The 18,824-nt window shown below is 60.6% G+C and carries 11 protein-coding genes; 5 read left to right on the top strand and 6 right to left on the bottom strand.

Annotated features, from left to right (window positions below):
- The 4 genes from VNM72_13575 to VNM72_13560 form a co-directional block, all read right to left on the bottom strand.
- The coding region (locus tag VNM72_13575; GenBank protein HXF06427.1) for a hypothetical protein at positions 1-325 on the bottom strand (325 nt) is incomplete at its 3' end.
- A 9-nt stretch (positions 326-334) separates the two neighbouring features.
- Entirely contained in the window at positions 335-1,267 is a 933-nt protein-coding gene (locus tag VNM72_13570) for an ABC transporter permease subunit (protein ID HXF06426.1), read from the bottom strand.
- Positions 1,268-1,273: 6 nt separating this feature from the next.
- A complete protein-coding gene (locus tag VNM72_13565) occupies positions 1,274-3,229 on the bottom strand; it encodes a peptide ABC transporter substrate-binding protein (protein HXF06425.1) in 1,956 nt (651 codons plus the stop codon).
- Positions 3,230-3,576: 347 nt separating this feature from the next.
- Positions 3,577-4,935, bottom strand: a complete 1,359-nt coding sequence (locus VNM72_13560) for a hypothetical protein (GenBank protein HXF06424.1) — start codon at positions 4,933-4,935, stop codon at positions 3,577-3,579.
- A 415-nt stretch (positions 4,936-5,350) separates the two neighbouring features.
- On the opposite strand from VNM72_13560, the gene VNM72_13555 reads away from it, so the two are divergent.
- The 4 genes from VNM72_13555 to VNM72_13540 all read left to right on the top strand — a co-directional run bounded on the left by VNM72_13555 (position 5,351) and on the right by VNM72_13540 (position 14,568).
- Positions 5,351-7,192 (top strand): hypothetical protein, encoded by a 1,842-nt coding sequence (locus tag VNM72_13555; protein ID HXF06423.1) that lies wholly within the window; start codon positions 5,351-5,353, stop codon positions 7,190-7,192.
- Positions 7,193-7,578: 386 nt separating this feature from the next.
- Positions 7,579-9,273, top strand: a complete 1,695-nt coding sequence (locus VNM72_13550) for a hypothetical protein (GenBank protein HXF06422.1) — start codon at positions 7,579-7,581, stop codon at positions 9,271-9,273.
- 132 nt (positions 9,274-9,405) lie between these two features.
- Positions 9,406-12,411, top strand: a complete 3,006-nt coding sequence (locus VNM72_13545) for a TonB-dependent receptor (GenBank protein ID HXF06421.1) — start codon at positions 9,406-9,408, stop codon at positions 12,409-12,411.
- 318 nt (positions 12,412-12,729) lie between these two features.
- On the top strand, positions 12,730-14,568 hold the full coding sequence (locus VNM72_13540) for a hypothetical protein (GenBank protein HXF06420.1): 1,839 nt from the start codon (positions 12,730-12,732) through the stop codon (positions 14,566-14,568).
- Positions 14,569-14,614: 46 nt separating this feature from the next.
- On the opposite strand, the gene VNM72_13535 is transcribed toward VNM72_13540, so the two are convergent.
- Entirely contained in the window at positions 14,615-16,618 is a 2,004-nt protein-coding gene (locus tag VNM72_13535; protein ID HXF06419.1) for a thioredoxin-like domain-containing protein, read from the bottom strand.
- Between the two features lie 111 nt (positions 16,619-16,729).
- Between VNM72_13535 and ftsY the strand changes: the two genes are divergently transcribed.
- Positions 16,730-17,788: a signal recognition particle-docking protein FtsY gene (gene ftsY / locus VNM72_13530; protein HXF06418.1), complete on the top strand. Its 1,059-nt coding sequence runs from the start codon at positions 16,730-16,732 to the stop codon at positions 17,786-17,788.
- Positions 17,789-17,859: 71 nt separating this feature from the next.
- On the opposite strand, the gene VNM72_13525 is transcribed toward ftsY, so the two are convergent.
- A complete protein-coding gene (locus VNM72_13525; protein HXF06417.1) occupies positions 17,860-18,648 on the bottom strand; it encodes an enoyl-CoA hydratase/isomerase family protein in 789 nt (262 codons plus the stop codon).
- Positions 18,649-18,824: the final 176 nt, after the last annotated feature.

The following is an 18,824-nucleotide window of genomic DNA, read 5'->3' as shown; positions in this document are numbered from 1 at the left end:
AGCACACACCGATCCCCAGCGAAATCGTCGTGGCCACCAGTGCCACCAGCAGAGACAGCCGGCCCCCATAGAGCAAACGAGCCAGCAGATCACGTCCTAAAATATCGGTTCCCAGCGGATGTCCCGCCCTCCAGGACGGCGGCGAGAGGCCGAGTTCGATATCGGTTTCATCATAACGGAAAGGAAGAAGACTCGGCCCCACGATCGTCGCCAGAACAACGGCGAGGACGAAAACGAGGCTGATGACGTTGAGCTTGTTCCGGCAAAAGCGGCGCCAGGGATGATCCCGCCGACGATGCGGACCGAAGGTGTTGTTCATAGCCATCTCCGGCGATCAGCGACGGTTCCTCTCGGTGAAACTGATCCGAGGGTCCACGACGGCATAGGCCACATCCACCAGGAGATTGAGGACAATGAGCACGAGTGAAGTAAACAGCACCACGCCCAGCACGACCGTGTAGTCACGATGAAAGGCCGCCTGAACGAAAAACGATCCCAGACCCGGGAGGGCAAATATTTGCTCGACCACGACGGTTCCCGTTACCAGAAAGGCCAGCGACGGTCCCGTGAAGGAAAGGACGGGAACGAGCGCCAGCCTGAGCGCATGCCTGAGAATGACGTCGGACCCCGGGACGCCCTTAGCATACGCGGCGCGAATGTAGTCCTGACTCAGGATCTCGCGCAGACCGTTGCGCGTGAGTCGGGCGATGATGCCGATATATCCCGAGGACAAAGTGATCACCGGGAGAACGTAATGTCGCCATTCTCCCCATCCCGCCGGGGGAAGCCAGTACCAGGTTAACGCGAAAAGCAGCACGAGCAGCGGACCGAGAACAAAATTAGGCACACTCAACACCAGCACCGCGAGAGCCAGCGGCAGTTGGGCCACCCACGAAGAGGCTCGCACCGCTGCCAGAATTCCACAGGGAATGCCCACGAGGAGCGCGATAGCGTAAGCTAACACTCCGAGGCGAGCCGAAACCGGCAGACCCCGGCTGATGATCTCATTGACCGTGACCTCGCGATACCGGTACGACGGTCCGAGGTCTCCGCGAATGACACCGCGAAGGTAATTGATGTACTGCTCGTACCACGGCCGATCCAGGCCATAAAAGCGTTCGAGATTCGCGCGAATCTCCGGCGGCATCGCCCGCTCGCGGGCCAGGGGATTTCCCGGCGCCAGACGCAACAGCGCGAACGTCACCGTCACGATGAGGAAAACGAGCGGGATCGTCAGGACAAGCCGCCGCGCAACGAATCCGAGCATAGCTCTCTAGCGGTGAGCCCGCGCCATCCGGGGCTCGCTCTCCAGCGAAACAAATCGCAGCGGATGCCGGTCCAGAAGGTTAGCCGTCCACCCTCGAACATACGGCTTGACCAGCAGCGTGGAGACGGAAGCGTAGATGGGAATGATCGGCTGGTCGGCCAGGAGAATTTGCTCGGCGCGGGCCAGAAGCTGCATTCTCCGGGCGGGATCGGGTTCGGTGTTCCCCCGCCAGATGAGCCGATCATATTCGCTGCTGGCCCATCCGCTCTGATTATTGGCATTGGTCGAGAGCATGGTCTCGAGAAAGCTCAGGGGATCATTATAATCGGCCGACCAGCTTCGCTTGGCCACATCGTAATCCCGAAGCTGAAGGCTGGAGAGATAGACCTGCCAGGACTGGTTCACCAGTTCGACGGAGATGGCGGGGAAGACGCGCTGCCACTGAGCTTGAACGGCTTCGGCAATCTGTGTGTGCAGCAGGCCGCTGTTGAACAGGTAGCGGAGGCGCACACCGCGACCATCGGGATAACCCGCCTCAGCCATCAACTCCCGCGCCCGCCGGGGATCGTAACTCGGCCCGCGAGGTCGCGGATAGCTCCCGCCGAAGTCACTCGGCGTCAAGCTGGTGAGCGGCTGCTGTCCGGCACCCAGCACCCGCCGGCAAATCTGCTCCTTATCGAGGGCCATGTCCAGTGCCTGTCGCACGCGCCTGTCGCTCAACGGCGGCCGGGTGACATTGACCAGCAGATAATAGCTCAGCAGATAGGGTCCCGTCTGGTAATCCCGCTTCGTCTTCAGCATCCGGATGGCATAGGGCGGGAGCAGACCACTCGTCAGAGCATCCACCTCTCCACTTTTGTAGAGATTGACCAGAGTCGTGTAATCCTCCGTGGTGTAGTAGATCGCTCGTTCCAATCGAACGCGACCGGCGTCCCAGTAGGTCGGACTTCGCCGAAGTTCCACGGCCTGTCCTGGCTTCCATCCCGCCAGCGTGAACGGGCCGTTGGTCACGATATGCTCAGGACGGGTCCAGTCCCGTCCCCAGCGCGTCACCGCTTCGATCGGCACGGGACGATAGGGCAGGGTCATGGTCAACTTCACAAAGAAGGCGGTGGGATAATGCGTCTCCACCTCCAGCGTCTGCTCATCCAAAGCCCGCACGCCGACGTCGTCCGCCTGAACGGCAACGGCCTCCCAGGACGTGCGCTCCAGTCGGTGCACAAGGACCCGATAGAATTCCAGTCGTCCCACATCCTCAGCCGCGACGACCAACGGCTCTCCGCTCCCCCGAGTGAGGACGGCGCCGGAAAGAGAATTTCGCAACGTCACGGTGACCGATCCCCCATTCTCTTTGCGCTCGGCGATTTCAAAAGGAATTCCCTCCGTTGCTTGAACCAGCTCGCGGATTATTTGCAATCGCTCCGGGCGAAGATCATCGGGTTTCACCAGGAGGTCGCCGCCGTATTGATCGGTGAGGAACCGGCCGGTCCTCCGATCACGAATTCGGACTTTGCCGGTGTTGTAGCCTTCGGCATTTTTGATGTAGTAAAGCAAGGAGGCCGTCGGCGACGCCGTCTCCGGCGCCAGCGCGCGTCTCCAGGAATAGACGAAATCGCTGGCTGTCACGGGGCGGCCATTACTCCACCGCGCCGTAGGCCGGAGAAAGAAGCGAAACCGTGTCGCCCGCGAGTCGGCTTCCCAGCGCTCGGCCACGCCGGCAACGGGTTCCAATGTGATCGGATCGTACTCGGTCAGCCCCTCGAAGAGATTGAGAATGATCTGTTCCTCCGGCGCACCAGGAGCCGTATGAGGATCGAGCGAGACCGGCTCCGCTCCCAAGCCCACGCGCAGCACCAGCGATGAAGGAGGATCCGTCTTCCCGAAGTACGGATCCGGACTCGCGCAGGATGCGACGACGAGAATACTGAGGACACCGATAACAAACCCCGTACGTCCTCTCATGACTCCCCCGCGCCGGTGAGCCTGATCCAAACCGAGTGGGTTCCCGGCGCTCTCCCCAATCGCAGACAACCTGTCTGCCGGGCACTCACACGCGTGCCTGAAACTATCATGCGCCCTCTGACCGCGTCAAGCACCCATTCCGATCAGCAGAATCCGCCGCTGAAGAGGTCGGGCTTCTGAGACGATGCGCCTGACACCATGAGGAAGAGTTCTTCGGGAGGACGGTCGCTCCCGAAACGATCACAATGTCACTCCAGATGAACACGAAGGGGGCGAGATGATCCGTGTTGATCCGTGTCCATCCGCGGTGATTTTCGGAGTCATCCCGGCGGGAGAGATGCCTTTGCTCAACGGCCTTTCGTCCCGGGCGTCGCATCCCCGAACAACAATTGTCCTGCGTCGCGTGCTCGCAGAACGTCGGGGAGACTCCTCATCGTCGTGAGGATGACGCCATCGGTTTGCGACTGGCGCATGCTTCCGTGAGTGGCGCGGAGAGCGGCCAGCAGGTCCAGCAGATCGTTTCCCTCGTAGTAGCCCTCCTGCAAACTCACGATCACATTGGCCGGATGCGCCACGTAGTTGGTCAACCCCTCCCACAGGCGGCGAAGCGGATCGGGATAGGCGTGGGCCTGTGTGGCGGCAAAGAGATCGGCATCGGCGACGAACCCATCGGCATCGGCGCGCCCCCGGGCGCGCAGCTCATCCAGGATCGGTTGCAGTCCCAGCGGATCGCCCTGAAACACCAGATAGCGATAGCGGTCCCCGCGCCGTTCGATGCGGGCGCGACCCTGCCGACTCACGACATAAATGAGATCGCCGCGTTTGTAGGCAGCGAAGTCCACGCCCGGCACCTGAGCGACGACTTCGGCCACGCGAGGTTCGTTGGCCTCAGCCGTGTAGAGGACGGCGCACCCCACCAGCCCGTATCGGGGATGAACCACGCTTCGCTCCGTCGTCACACGCCGCTCGACCTGAAATCCGTCAGCTCGCAAAGCGACGCTCAGATCAACCCGCCGGTATTTGGTGAAGTGATTGCCATGATCGGATACAATCGTCACCTGAACATGCCCGCCGGATTCAGCGATGAGCTTGTCCAGCACCCGATCAACGTGAGCCAGGAAGCTCCGCACCCATCTCTCTCCGCCGACATGCGCCAGCGGATCCGTGGAGCTGATATAGGCGATGAAAATCGGCCCGTCGGAGGCGTGAAACTTCCCGATGGCCCGGGCCAGTGACAGCCGCGCTTCGATCCAGGGGCTGAGCGGCGGCACCGCATACTCCAGCGTCATCGCCAGACCCGAAGGATGATAATCGAATAGCTCGCGAAAGGTGCCTTCGATGAACGTCCGACGACGAAACCGCGCGAGAAAGCCCCCCTTCATCTTTCGGGAGGGCGGATCGTAGTAGTAATCCTCATATCCCCGGGATAGCGGCGGGCCGAGCGGCTCAAGAATCTCGATGAATCCGGGATTGGTCAGCGTGGGAAAAGGCGCGATCAGTCGCGCCGGCTTGTTGAACCGACGAAAATGTCCCTCGCTCATCATCTTCTCGACCGTCGCATAGCTCACCCCGTCCAGGCACAACACCAGATGCCGAGCGACGCGATTTTGATGACTGTCAGTGACCGACACCATCTCCTCAGACCACTGAATTGATCCCCCCACAACCAAGACAAAGGCCAGAGGAGCCATCCGATACGGCTGCATCTCTCATCATCCTCACTGCAGATCTCTGCTGAGTAGATTTTCGCTCGATCCATCCGGTCGTGGTAGGTCGAAAGGGCGTTGAGTATCACTCGGTGCGCCCGGGATTATTACCTGCCACCTCCTCATCGGTCTCTGTCCATCATCGGTCTACCGGCCAAGAAGTGTATAACGGAAGAGCCGCTTTTACCACACGCCCAGCGGGAATCCCACCACTGCACCTTGCGCGCGGGGAACTCCTCGAAACACGCCATCAGGCACGACAGATGCGGCCGACAGATGAGGGATTTAGAGCGCGGGCCCTTCCCGTGCGGCAACCTCGAAAGTCCGCGGTTCCCCCCTTTCTTGACACCAGGTGGAGAACCCCCTAGCATGTCCGCTGTGACCACCGCCATCTCGTTAGGGGGAAATTGTGTCTGTGAAACGCCAACGTATCGAGATACTTCTTCTCCTTCTCCTCCCCTTGAACGTCGTGATGGGACGTCGTCCGGCCGTTCAGGAGGGAATCACCGTTTCCCAAGAACGAATTGTTCTTGAGGGATACGACGAACCGAATACGCCGCCGAACGTGGCCATCAGCCCCGCTCTGGCCCAGGCGATCACCGATCCGGTGGCCCGTGCTCCCGACGGCACGATCACTCTCAACAAAGCGATCTTCGTTCGCTTTTTCGCCATCGAGCGCCCGACACCGCCCCGGACCATCGTCATTCTCCTGCCCGATCTCCTCGCCGGTGCCAACAGCCTCGCGATTCTCGCGTCGGAGATCGTGAGATCCTCCGGCGGAGAGATCGAATGCTGGGCTATTGATCGGCGCAGCAATTTGCTGGAGGATGCGACGGCCATGATCGCCGCCGAATCGCAGGCAACACGAGAAGCATCGCTCACAGCTCTTGCAGCCTACACCGATCATCCGGCAGGGCGCGGAGGATACCTGGCCAATGCTCCTTTTGAGGCGAGCCGCTTCATGGCCGAATGGGGATTGGATGTCCACCTGCGAGATGCCCGCACCATTGTCGCCGAAGCGCGGTCGCGCGTGGGCCCGTCGGGCAAAATCTTTCTCGGCGGGGGATTTCTCGGAGCCGCGATGGCTCAGGCATTCGCCGCCTATAATTTCGACAGCATCGCCGGCTTCCGCCTAATTGATGGACTCATCCTCCTTGACTTTTCACTTGCACCGAGTGCAACCGGGGCCCTCATTCGAGTGGACCCGATCCCCGATGAGATTTATCTCAACGGCGGCACGGTTCCCGACAGCCCCAACCTCATCCTCCGCTCGCAGGTGGTTACCGGTGTGAATCGGCTGCGCCATCCCCAACGTCGCTTCAATATCAACGACACAACGGCGGCCGGAGATGAACCGTTTCTCGTGGGCGCACAGAAACAGCCTTCACCGATATTTGGCGCATCGCGGCTCCTTCCCATTGATCCTTACGCCCTGCAACTCATCGAAATTGCCGCTCAACTTTCACTCTGGGATCCTGAGGGGGAAACGACGGTCGGTCCGCCCTACGTCCCCGTGCGCGCGACGAACGAAGCGGCTTTCGCCCTCAGTGTGGATGATGAATTTCAGCAGGTGAACCCCGCCCGTTCCTCAATCGGTTTCCTGCGCATCCCCACCGGGCGCACTCTCTCCGACATCGCCGTGAGACAGTCGGATCCGGGACCCCCGGCTGGAGCAAACCCGAATGGTCTCTTCGCGCCTCGGGACCTCGGTTCGATGCCTCAGCGGTGGACGCGACTGAAAGATCTCTCGACGATTGGCCTGCAGGGAACGGAGCCGTCAGACCTGGAAACGGTGGCCCGCTCCTTTCTCTACGGATCGGGACGGACGACGCTGGCGGATCGGCAGCCCAACTATCTGGAATGGTACATGCCCACGCGGCTGCTGCTCGATACATTCGGCATCGCTCCAACTCTTGACGCCTCGCGCTTCTCCCCTGCCGTCCGCGCAGCACTCGTGGCCAACGGAAGTCCCGGACTGGCTCTGACTGAAAATCGTCGGGTGAACATCCCCGTACTGGCCATTCGCGCCGGTCAGGGCCTCATTCAGGGACAGTTCTTCTTCACCGCCGAACAGATCTTCACCTCGCTCCTGGATACCTACCGGCAGAGTACGAGCATCGCCGCCGACCGGATCAAGATCAAAGCAACACAATTCCCAACCTTCGCTCACGGTGACCTCTACACCAGCACGGCAAAAGGAACCGAAGGGAAAAGCGTCGCCGATTACATCGTGGACTTCGCATCGGGTCGGCTCTAACCGAGACGAACCATCACCGCTCGACGTGACGGATCGCGGGCGTGGGAGGCAGAAGCCGAGCCCGCGAGCGGGAGAGTAATAATCTCGTGTGGCGGTTAACGCTCCGTCTCCGAAAGAGAGGTGTGCGTGCCTGACGCGTTCACTCTGTTTGCCGTCTCAAACGGCAAACTGCTGGAGATAAATCCGCGGGCAACACAGCAGACATGGCGAGGGCGTCTAAACTATCCGGTGGATGTAAATCGGTGGGGGAGGGATCAAACGAGCACTTTACCGCACCATATAAAGGTGAATGAGGCGAATGCGAAAAGCGCAGGCTGGAAAGGCTGCGCTACCCGCTGGATAAAGGGGTAATGATGCAAACAGGTGAAACCGGAGAAAGAACCGTCATGGATCCAAGACCACGAATTTTGAGAAAGCTCACCGCTTGGGGGTGCTTGATCGGGCTGCTTCTGTCAGCGTCCTGGACGCAAAGAACGGCCCGGGCAACCGTTGAGGTCACAAGCGAGCGTCACGTCATCCCGGGATATAACGAGCCAAACACACCGCCCAATGTTCCAATAAGCGATGCCTTGCGGGCGGCGATCACGGATCCTGACGCCATCAGGGATGGCGTGGTCAATCTCAATCAGGCCATCTATGTGAGATTTTTCGACCGGAACCGCACGGATCCTCCGAGCGAGATCATCATCCTCATGCCCGGTTTCGCCAGTGGCGCCAATTCATTTCGTCCGCTGGCCACGCAGATTGTGACGTTATCTGGCGGCGCTACGGAAGTATGGGCCGTTGACCGCCGATCCAATCTGCTCGAAGACCTGACGGCAATGGTTCGGGCCGAACACGCCGGCACGGAGGCCGCCGCCCGTGACGCGCTCGATTACTACTCCAACCATCCCGACGGACCCGGAGGATACATCGCCACTCATCCCTTTGGCGAGGTCAGCCGGTTCATGAGCGAGTGGGGACTGGATGTGCATGTCCGGGATCTCAAGGCCATCGTCGAGGAAGCGAGAAAGGTAAAGGGAGCGCGCGTCTACCTGGGCGGACACTCGCTGGGAGCCTTTCTTGTGCAAGCCTTTGCAGCCTACAACTTCGAGGGGCGTGCCGGCCACACGCTCATTGATGGACTCATTCTGCTCGATGGAACGGCGGTGCCGGGAGCCCATGCACTGCTCACCGACGACCAATATCTGGCTGGCGTGAATGCCCTGCGCAATCCTGAGAAATCCGGCGATGAACCGTTTGTCTCTCAACCTCTCGGTCCCTACCATTTTCAGCTCCTGGAGATCGCCGCTCTTTGTGCCCTGATTAATCCCGAAGGAGCTTCCAACCTCCATCAGATCGTTCCCTCTCTTGTCCCCGTTCCGGCCAGTCACGCAGCCGCATTCGGATTGATCGTGGATGATGAGTTCCAGGCCCAGCCGCTGGCGCGATTCTCCGTGGGATTCCTTCAGCCTCCATCCGGCCAACCGGTTTCGGCCATAGCAGAAAAGACGACCGATCCCGCCGGAGTCAATCCCAATGGACTCTACACGCCGAAGGCTCTCACTCCGGCGAAAGATGGGCGGACTCCCGTTCACACCTGGGCGGCGGTCAGAAACCTGAAAGCCATCAGTTCCAGTTTCGTTGTTGGTCCTGAGCCGTCGAATCTGGAGACGGTCGCCCGCTCTTTTCTCACGGGGGATGGGTCAGGCCTCACGGAGCGCCAGGCCAACTTCACCGAATGGTATAGCCCGCAGCGGCTTCTCCTTGACATCCTCAAGATGTCGGAGTTGAACGTGAAGAAGCTCTCGCCAGAGGTCGTCGCTGTTGTGACGGCACGTGGGGGGAATCTTCCCGCGCTCACAGAAAACCGGCGGGTGGCGGTTCCCGTGCTGGCGCTTCAGGCCCGACAGGGTCTCTTCCCGCCGACGGTGGGCTCGCTTCCCTTCACTCTCTACCGTTCCAGCATCGCCAGCCCACAATTTGTCCATGCGATGCTGCCCAGCTTCGCCCATGGTGATCTTCTCACCGGAACCGATCCGGAGGCCTTCGGACGAACCGTCGCTCAAGCCATCCTTGACTTCGTCAAAGGGACGCTCTAACGCCCTCTTTGGAAGATCGGTGACCGATTCCCCCGCGAATCCGGCATGTGAATCCCTCGTGCGACCTTGGGTCCCGACGATTGACATCGTCCGACCGCAACACTAAAGTAACGGCCCGGTGAGGGATTCCAGATGCGACGATCACGGGACAGGACGTGTTGCCGACTCTATGTCACCCTGAGCGTGTTTATGGTCGGATGTGTGCTCGTGGGGGGCGCATCCGGGCAGTCGGCAGGAGCGACGACGGCCAGCCTCAGCGGAACAGTGACAGATCCCACAGGCGCCGTGATTGTGAGAGCGACGGTCACGGCGACAAATATCGCCACGAAGTTCACGCGCACCGCCTTGACGGGCGAAGACGGCACCTACGTCATCGCCTTACTCCCGCCGGGAACATACACGGTCACGGCGGCGCATCCGGGGTTCGCCGCTCAGGTGGTGCGCAATGTCTCTCTGACGGTGGGACAAGAAGCAGTCGTCCCGTTTACTCTTTCTCCCGCGGCGACGACCGAGGTCATCGAGGTGATGGCCGATGTCCCTCTGGTCGAGCCCACGCGGACGCAATCGTCAACGACGATTGATCAACGCCAGATTGACGGACTGCCCATTAATCGGCGAAATTTTCTCGACTTCACGCTGACGACGGCCGGCGTCACGCCCGATCGGATGCCCGCTCAGGGAGCGGCGGCGACCAGCGGACTCAGCTTCAACGGTCAAAGCGCCCGACAGAATAACATCACCATTGATGGGCTGGACAACAACGACTATGGCTCCAGCTCGGTGCGTTCGACCTTCAGCCAGGAAGCCATCCGTGAATTTCAGGTGGTCAACAGCAGTTACTCGGCGGAATTCGGTCGGGCCATCGGAGGAGTCATCAACATCGTCACCCGCGGGGGAACGAATGATTTTCGCGGCACGATTTTCAGCTTCCTTCGCACGCGGGCGCTCAACGCCCGAAATGCCTTCGCCGTCACCAATCCCCCCTTTCAACAGGTTCAGTTCGGCGGCACGCTGAGCGGCCCGATCCGGAGAGATCGCCATTTCTTCTTCGGTTCCTTCGAGCGATTGACGCTGTCGGCGACGCATCAGGTGACCATCAATCCGCAGATCGTCGAGGCGGCTCAGGCGCTCGGCTTCCCTCCCTCGGTGATTCGGCGCGGCGATCTTCCTTTTTCCGAAGCGAGCAGTATGGGTCTGGCGCGGGGAGACTTTCAACTCGGTCCGAACGATACGCTCTGGGTTCGCTACAATCTGGCGCGCGGCTACAACGGATCGCTGGAACCCTGGGGAGGATTGGTGGCCGAATCCAACGGCGGCGTCGGTCGGCTCCGCGATCACACGCTGAGCGCGGGAAACACCTGGATCATCTCGCCCTCCATCATCAACGAAACCCGCTTCATGTTCGCCCATCGAAGACAGACCGTGGACCCGCTCGATCCCACCGGAGGGCCCGAAGTCCGAATCTTCGAGACGCCGGAAGTGATCGTCTTCGGTCGAGGAGCACTCTTGCCCCAGCCGCGCACGGAAGTCCTCTGGCAGGTCGTGAACAATTTCTCGGTGACATCAGGCCGACACCGCTTGAAAATGGGTCTGGATTGGTATCGCGGGGAAGCCCCTCCGGGGACGACATCCATCCCCATCCTGTTCGGAGGCCAGGTCCTCTTCCAGGGTCTGGATTTCAGCGCCATTTCCGGGCCGGCGTTCACCGCCCTTCAGGCCTTCGCCCCCTCGCGCCGCACGCGCGATCAGATCGAGTTTTTGAATTTTCTCGGCGAGAATCTGCCGATCCTCTTCCCGGGCTTCTCGGCCCCGATCCCCGATCTCGGACATCGTCCCATACCGGCGGCCTTCGTTCAGGGTTTCGGCGATGGGAGCGATACGCTCTCCTCGGTCTATTTCTCATGGTACGCTCAGGACGACATCCGCCTTCGGTCCACCCTCACCCTCAAGCTCGGTTACCGTTTCGACCGACAGACATTCCCTCCTCCGTTCCCTTCGAGCGGCGGGAACAATTCCAATCCGCGCCTGGCGGTGGCCTGGGATCCGACGGGGAGGGGGAAAATTCTCGTCCATGGAGCCTACGGAATCTTCTACGGCTCGGTGCAGCTCGGCCCGATGTTCGCCGTGCGCATCGTCAATGGAACGAAGATCCAAACGCCGGTCCTTCCTTTTCCCTTCTCGCTGCTGGGATTTCTGCAACCGGGCTTTCGCTTTCCCGAAGGCCGGGTTCCGCGCGATCTCCCCAGCGTTGGCGAACTGGGCCGCATCTTCGCCGCTGACCCTCGTTTCAAGAACGGCTACGCTCATCAATCCACCATCGGGGTGAATTACCTCGTCACACCCGATCTGGCCGTCTCCCTCACCTATCAGATGGTTCGAGGGCTGCATCTTTTCCTCAGCCGCAATCTCAATCCCATTGTGAATCCCACCTGCGGGCCGATTCCGGCCACCTGCGGTCGGGTTTTTCCGGGACGGCCGGAAATTTATCAGTTCGAGAGTTCCGGCGACAGTTACTATCACGGCCTCACGGTGGCCGTGGAACGTCGGATGAGTCGGAAACTCAGTTTTCGCGCCCACTACACGTTCTCAAAAGCGATTGATGATTTCGTGGACTGGCGCGTCGAGAATCAGGAGACGGGCAATCCGCTGAATCTCCGAGGGGAACGCGCGCTCTCGCTCCAGGATGCTCGCCATCGTGCGGTCCTGAGCGGTCTGTGGGATCTCGACTATGGGAAGCATTGGCTCGTGCGCGGCTATACGTTCTCGACGATCGTCACGCTCACGAGCGGTCGGCCGTATAACCTGCTCGCCGGCGTTGACCTCAACGGCGATGGCGATATTCCCCCGGGAGATCGGCCCGCCAGCCTGGGCCGCAATGTCGGCATCTCGCCCGGATATGCCAATGTGGATGCGCGACTTGTGCGCACGCTGTCGCTCGGCGACCGGATCACAGCGCAACTCATCCTGGAGTCGTTCAACCTTTTCAATCGCGTCAACATTTCCGAATTCGGTCGCGTCTTTCTGCCGGGAACGCCCTTGCCACCCAAAAAGGACGGGCGGTTTATCGTCACGCCCGACCGGTATCGAGGAGCTTTCGCCGCCCGTCAGATTCAATTTGGCATTAAGCTCCTGTTCTGAGTCCAGCGTTCATCCCGTCTCGACCACATCGGGACATGAAACGAAGGGACGAGGCCGGGCGAGCAGTTGGTCATGCACCGAGGGCTTGCGCCCGGAAACGATGAAAAATGCCGGAGCGCCCGCTTCGAGCGGGCCTGGCCTTCAGCTTCAACGGGCACGCCGGCAGCGTGCGCTCCCAGCGATTTTCGAGGAAATCGCCCATGCGCTCATGCACGCCACGAGGGAGGAAAAATGAGTTCGCCAACGGATAAAAAGTGCCAACGGATGGTTGATCCATTGGGACCTTTCATCCGTTGGGAGATGATTATCGGAGGAGTTATGATGCGATCGGGCTTGATCAGTGTGATCTGCTTGTGCCTGATTTTCCCACCGTCTCCTTCCGCCCGGAGCAGGCGAGCGGAGGTTGTCGTCGCCACCGAGCGAATCGTCATTGACGGGTACAACGAACCGAACACGCCCCCCAACGTTCCCATTGATGCGCAGCTTGCCCAGGCCATCACCGACCCGGCCGCGCGAGACTCCGACGGGACGATCAACCTCAACAAGGCGATCGCCCTCCGGTTTTATGACCGAAATCGCCCCGATGCGGCGCCTCCCCGCTCGATCGTCGTCATGCTTCCGGGCGTTGCGGCAGGAGCCAATAGCTTTGCCATACTCGCCTCTGACGTGGTGACGTCGTCGGGGGGAGAGATCGAATTCTGGGCTGTTGATCGGCGCACGAATTTGCTCGAAGACGCCACGGCCATGATCACGGCAGAAATGGCAGCCACCCGTGAGGCGACCCTGGCCGCCCTGGCCGCCTACACTGACCATCCCGCCGGGCGCGGAGGATACATCGCCAGCAATCCCTTCGCCGTCAGCCGATTTCTCGCCGAATGGGGGCTGGATGTCCATCTGCGTGACGTGAAGGCAATCGTTGATCTGGCGCGGTCGCGCGTCGGCGCCGCAGGGACGGTTTTTCTGGGCGGTGATTTCCTGGGCGCTGCCATGGCGCAGCAATTCGCCGCCTACAATTTCGATGGCGTGGCCGGCTACACGCTCATCAACGGGCTCATCCTGCTCGATTTCACTCTGGCCCCCGCTCCGCCGAGCGCCGCCGTGCGGATTGATCCGATTTCCGATGACCTCTATCTCAACGGGGGCGTCGTTCCCAACGATGCCGTCTTCGTGCTGAAGGAACAAGCCGTAGCCGGGCTGCTCAATCTGCGCCAGCCGACGCGCCGATTCGACCTCTCGGCGACCGAACAGGCCGGACACGAACCGTTCATCGTCGCCGCTCTGGAAGAACCTCCACTCATGTTCGGAGCGCCACCACGAAAAGTCCCGTTCGAGCCCTACACGTTTCAATTGATCGAACTGGCGGCACAACTCATCCTGTGGGACAAAGATGGAACGACGACCATCGGTCCTCCCTATGTTCCCGTTCCGGCCACCAATGAAGCGGCGCTCGGGATGGCTCTGGATGATGAGTTTCAGCAAACGATCTTCGCGCGGTGGTCGCTCGGATTTCTCGCCGTTCCGCCGGGCCGCACCGCCGGCGACGTGGCCTTGAAATTCGATGATCCCCGGGCGGCCAATCCCAACGGCATTTTCGCTCCCCGAAATCCCGGCGCGACACCCCATCGCTGGGCTTCGCTGAGGGACTTAAGCGCCATCGGCCTCCGGGGAACCGAACCCACCGACTTCGGGTTGTTCGCCCGAACCTTCCTCTACGGCTCCGGTCACACTGATCTCGCCACGCGGCTACCGAATTTCCTCGACTGGTTCACCTCGCAACGGCTCATCCTCGAATCGTTGGGGATCGCTGTGAGTCTCGATGCCAGCCGCTTCTCCCCTGCCGTGCGCGCCGCCATGATGGCTAACGGTGGGCGCGTCCTCGCCTTGACCGAGAACAAGCGGGTCAACATCCCGGTTCTCGCTCTTCGCGCCGGTCAGGGACTCGTTCAACGGGCGGCCATCTTCTCGGGCGAAGCCATCTTCACGCTCCTTCTTAACGCGTATCGCGCCAGCACGAGCATCCCGTCCAATCAGCTCAAGGTGAAAGCCGATAAATTCCCCAACTTCGCCCATGGTGATCTGATCACGAGCCGGGAGAAAGGGACCGAGGGCAAAAGCGTGGCCGACTATATTGTGGATTTCGTCACCGGGCGCTTGTAGGGCGCCGGGCGGGAGAGAGATCCGCCGCTGCGCAAGCTCCCTCTCCCTATTTCACCGTGTAGGAGAGCGCAAGGCGCGAGGCGCCGGCAGTCGAACCGTCCGCCGCAACCGAGACGGGAACTTCCAGTCGCGCTTCTTTGAAAAAGCACAAACCCTCCCGGCCTGGCCGACAGTAATAAACCGTCAGATCAACGGTCAGCCGCGCCGGTTGCCCCCGGATGGTGAGGGGAACCGTCAGAGGGAACTGCGGCCGAGTGATCGTCAGAGATGACTGACCCTCGGCAAAGAGAATCGCCTCCGCCGGATCAGACGTGAGAACGACCTGAGAGGGAGCGCCTTCGGCGAGTTTGTGATCACGAGGAAGCTGAAGCGAGAGCACGAGAGCACCCCGTCCCGGCGCAAGCCGTTCTTCGGGCAACCGCAGGACGTCGCGGAGGCTGGCCAGGCGATTCGCCTTCGGGCGAAGCTTCTCCAGTCCCTTCAATTCCATCGTGCTCACGATCCCCGTCTTCAAATCGGCCACGCGAATGACGTGATTGTTGGTATCGGCGATATAGAGTTTGCCACCGGCAATGCTCAACCCGCCGGGTTCATCAAAGAGCGGTTTCTCCCCATCGCGCCATCCGCCGTCGCCCGTGCCGAGATAGGTGACCGCGGTCCGCGTCATCGGGAATATCTTTTTGATCTTGTTGTTGTAGGTGTCGGCGACGTAGAGAACGCCATCATGATAGACGACTCCCAGAGGATGCTGGAGTCGAACCCGCGACCCCGTTCCGTCCCGGTCACCGAACTCAAAGAGGTCCTCGCCAACGATCGTTTCAACGCGCCCGCCGGGATCGAAATCGGCGGCGCGAATGGCGCTCGCTTCGCTATCGGCAAAATAGAGGCGCTTTCCATCGGTCGTGATGCCGCTGGGCTGCGCCAGGGCCGCTTCCAGCAACGGACCGTCAATGCGTCCTTCGTAACCACTCCCGGCATGAACCCACAGCCGACGTGTCGTCAAATCCATCGCCCAGAGCTGATGCGGTCCCGCCATGGCAATGTACAACCGACCGTCATGCACGACCACATCCCAGGGAGAATTCAGCTCGATCTGTGTTCCCACCCCTTCGGTCAGAAACCGACGCGCCTGCTGCCCCGTCCCCGCGAGAGTCGTGAGCGTCCGCCTCTTCAGATCCGCCTGACGGAGAGCATGATTCTCCGTGTCGGCAATGTACAGCATATCGCCATCGAGGGCCATCCCCTGAGGATGATTCAGCATGGCGTCATCAAAGGATCCATCTTTGAGCCCGGCCTCGCCGCTACCGATGACATCGAGGACCGAATGGTCGTCCAGAGAAACGATCACGATGCGATTGTGATTCGAATCGGCGATGAACAATCGGCGCGATGGCTCGTCGGCCAGCACCTTTCCCGGAAAGGAAAGAACCGAGGCGGGAACTTTCTCGCGCTCTAACCGGAATCGTAGCGGCTCGCGGGAAATCTGACCTCGCGCGTCAAATGTGCGGATGACCTGAGCGATGATCTCGCCAAACGCTTCTGCCGTGATCTCGCCCGAAACCTGACCGACGATCTTCCCCTGAGGATCAATGAGCACAATCGTCGGCCAGGCGCGCGCTCCGTACAATCGCCACACGAGGAAATTACTGTCATTGACCACCGGGTGCTCGATCTCGTAACGCAAAATGGCCTGCCGGATATTCTCGGTGTCTTTCTCGGTGGTGAACTTGGCCGAGTGGACTCCAATGACGACAAGCTCTCTCTCGAACCGTTTCTCCAGCTTTTTCAGCTCAGGGATGACGTGCATGCAATTGATGCAACAGTAGGTCCAGAAATCGAGCACCACGACTTTCCCCCGAAGTTCGCGCAAGGAGAGGGGGCGGGCCGTGTTGAGCCACTGGAGCCCTTCGGGAAACTCTGGGGCGGTGACCTTTCCGACAACCTCCGACATGGTGGTTTTCTCCCTTTCACGCTGGTGCATGGCCCAGGCCAGAGCAGCGACTGCCGTGACCGCAGCGATGATGAGAAGCCTTCCTCCAACGGACCTCATACGAGACCGGCATCTTAGCAGAACCGGAAAGCCGAATCAATTTGACCGTCCGCGTCCTCCAGTGCTACTTTTGCACGTCATGTGAAAAGAAACCGGTACCGAGGAGAGGACATGGCCTTCTGGAAGCAAAAAAAAGATGACCCGTCGGCCCCGGCGGGGCTCAGCGACAGCACTCCGCCTGCCCCGCAGAACGAGGCAGCGAGTCGAGATCGCTCGCAGGGTCTTTTGCAGAGATTCCGGCAAGCTGTGGCCCGCACGCGCCAGTCCTTGAGCGAACGGCTTCAGGACCTCGTCGGCAGCCGGGGAGAGATTGATCCCGCTTCGCTCGAATACCTGGAGGAGATTCTGCTTGGCGCCGACATCGGGCCGCGCACGACGATGGAACTGCTGGACCGGGTCCGTTCCGAGTGGGAGAGAAAGGCCCTCACCGACCTGAGCGAACTGAAACAGCTCATTAAACGCGAACTGCTCGCCATTCTCACCCAGGCCTGGACTCCCACCCCCTCCTCGGGACCGCTGGCCGGCGCCGGGCCGGAATCACGTCCCCGCGTCATCCTGATTGTCGGCGTCAACGGGACGGGGAAGACAACGACCATCGGCAAACTGGCATACCGCTTCAAGAGTCAGGGACAGAAGGTGCTCCTCTGCGGCGCGGACACCTTTCGCGCCGCCGCAAGCGATCAACTGGCGATCTGGGCGGAACGGGCCGGCGTTCCGTTGATCGAGCAACAGCCGGGAACCGATCCCGCTGCCGTTCTCTTCGACTCGCTCAAATCCGCCAAGGCGCGCGCGATGGACATCGTGATCGTGGACACTGCCGGACGATTACATACCAAGGTCAATCTCATGGCCGAACTGCAAAAGATGTGTCGCGTGGCCGCTCGGGAAGTCCCGGGTGCCCCTCACGAGGTGCTGCTCGTGCTCGATGCCATCACCGGCCAGAACGGACTCGAACAAGCACGCCAGTTCACCCGCGCCGTCAATGTGACCGGACTCATCCTGACCAAACTCGACGGCACGGCCAAAGGCGGCATTATCGTCGCCATCGCCAAAGAGCTGAAGATCCCCATCCGCTGGGTAGGTATCGGCGAAGGAATTGACGATTTGATCGAGTTCTCCCCCGAGGCCTACGTCAACAGCCTGTTTGAGGAAGACGCCTCAATCACCTGAAGGTCAAGTGGCGCAGGCTTTCCAGCCTGCGCTTCTTTCGCAGACTCGAAAGTCTGCGCTCCTTTTTCGCTTCAGCGCCCTTTGAAGGTCGGCTTGCGCTTCTCGACGTAAGCGGTGAGCCCTTCGCGGGCGTCTTCGCTCTGAAAGAGGAGCTGTTGCAACTCCCGCTCCAGAGCCAGGCCATCATGCAACGACATCTCCCAGCCCGACTGCACGGCGCGTTTGATATGGCCGACGGCCTTACTCGCCTTGGCCGGCGGGACGAACTGTCGCGCATAATCAATCACCCGCTCCAGGAAGTTATCGCTGGGAAAGATGTCGTTGATGAGACCGATCTGAAGCGCCTCTTCGTAGGTGAGAAGCCGTCCGGTGACCATCAGCTCGATGGCTCGCGATTTGCCGATGACGCGCGAGAGGCGCTGGGTCCCCCCTGTCCCCGGCAACACGCCCAACGTCACTTCGGGCAGGCCGATCTTCCCGCTGTCTTTGCGAGCGATGCGCAGATCACAGGCCAGAGCAATCTCCAATCCTCCGCCGACGGTGTGCCCGTTGAGCGCCGCGATCACCAGCTTCGGTGTTTGCTCCAGCCGGTTCAGGGTCTCGTTGGCATGGAGGCAGAAATAATATTTGTACTGCGGCGTCACGTCCGCCAGCATGCGAATGTTGGCTCCCGCGCAGAAGAACTTGTCACCCCCACCAGTGACGATGATGACATGCACATTGTCGTCAAACCGCGCCTCCAGAATCGCATCGTCGAACTGGCGCATCATTTCATACGTGTATGTGTTGGCCGGGGGATCGCTCAACTCCATGATGGCGATCCCGTCAATCACGCGATACTCAACGAGTTTCGTTTCCATAAGACCTCACTCCCCAAAATACTCCGGCAAGCGCAGGCATCTCGCCCGCCAGACACGCACGCCGGACGCGTGCGCTCCCGGTTTTTTCACCCTTCGTGATGTTCGTGAGCACATGGACGATTCTCTTGTTCAGGAGCATGGCCCGCGATGTGAGCCCCTATCTTAGCTAACTCCCC

The sequence above is a fragment of the Blastocatellia bacterium genome, from assembly GCA_035573895.1.
In the GTDB taxonomy this organism is placed as follows: Bacteria; Acidobacteriota; Blastocatellia; order HR10; family HR10; genus DATLZR01.
The sequence above is the reverse complement of the archived record's forward strand: the minus strand, read 5'-3'. Positions and strand labels throughout refer to the sequence as shown.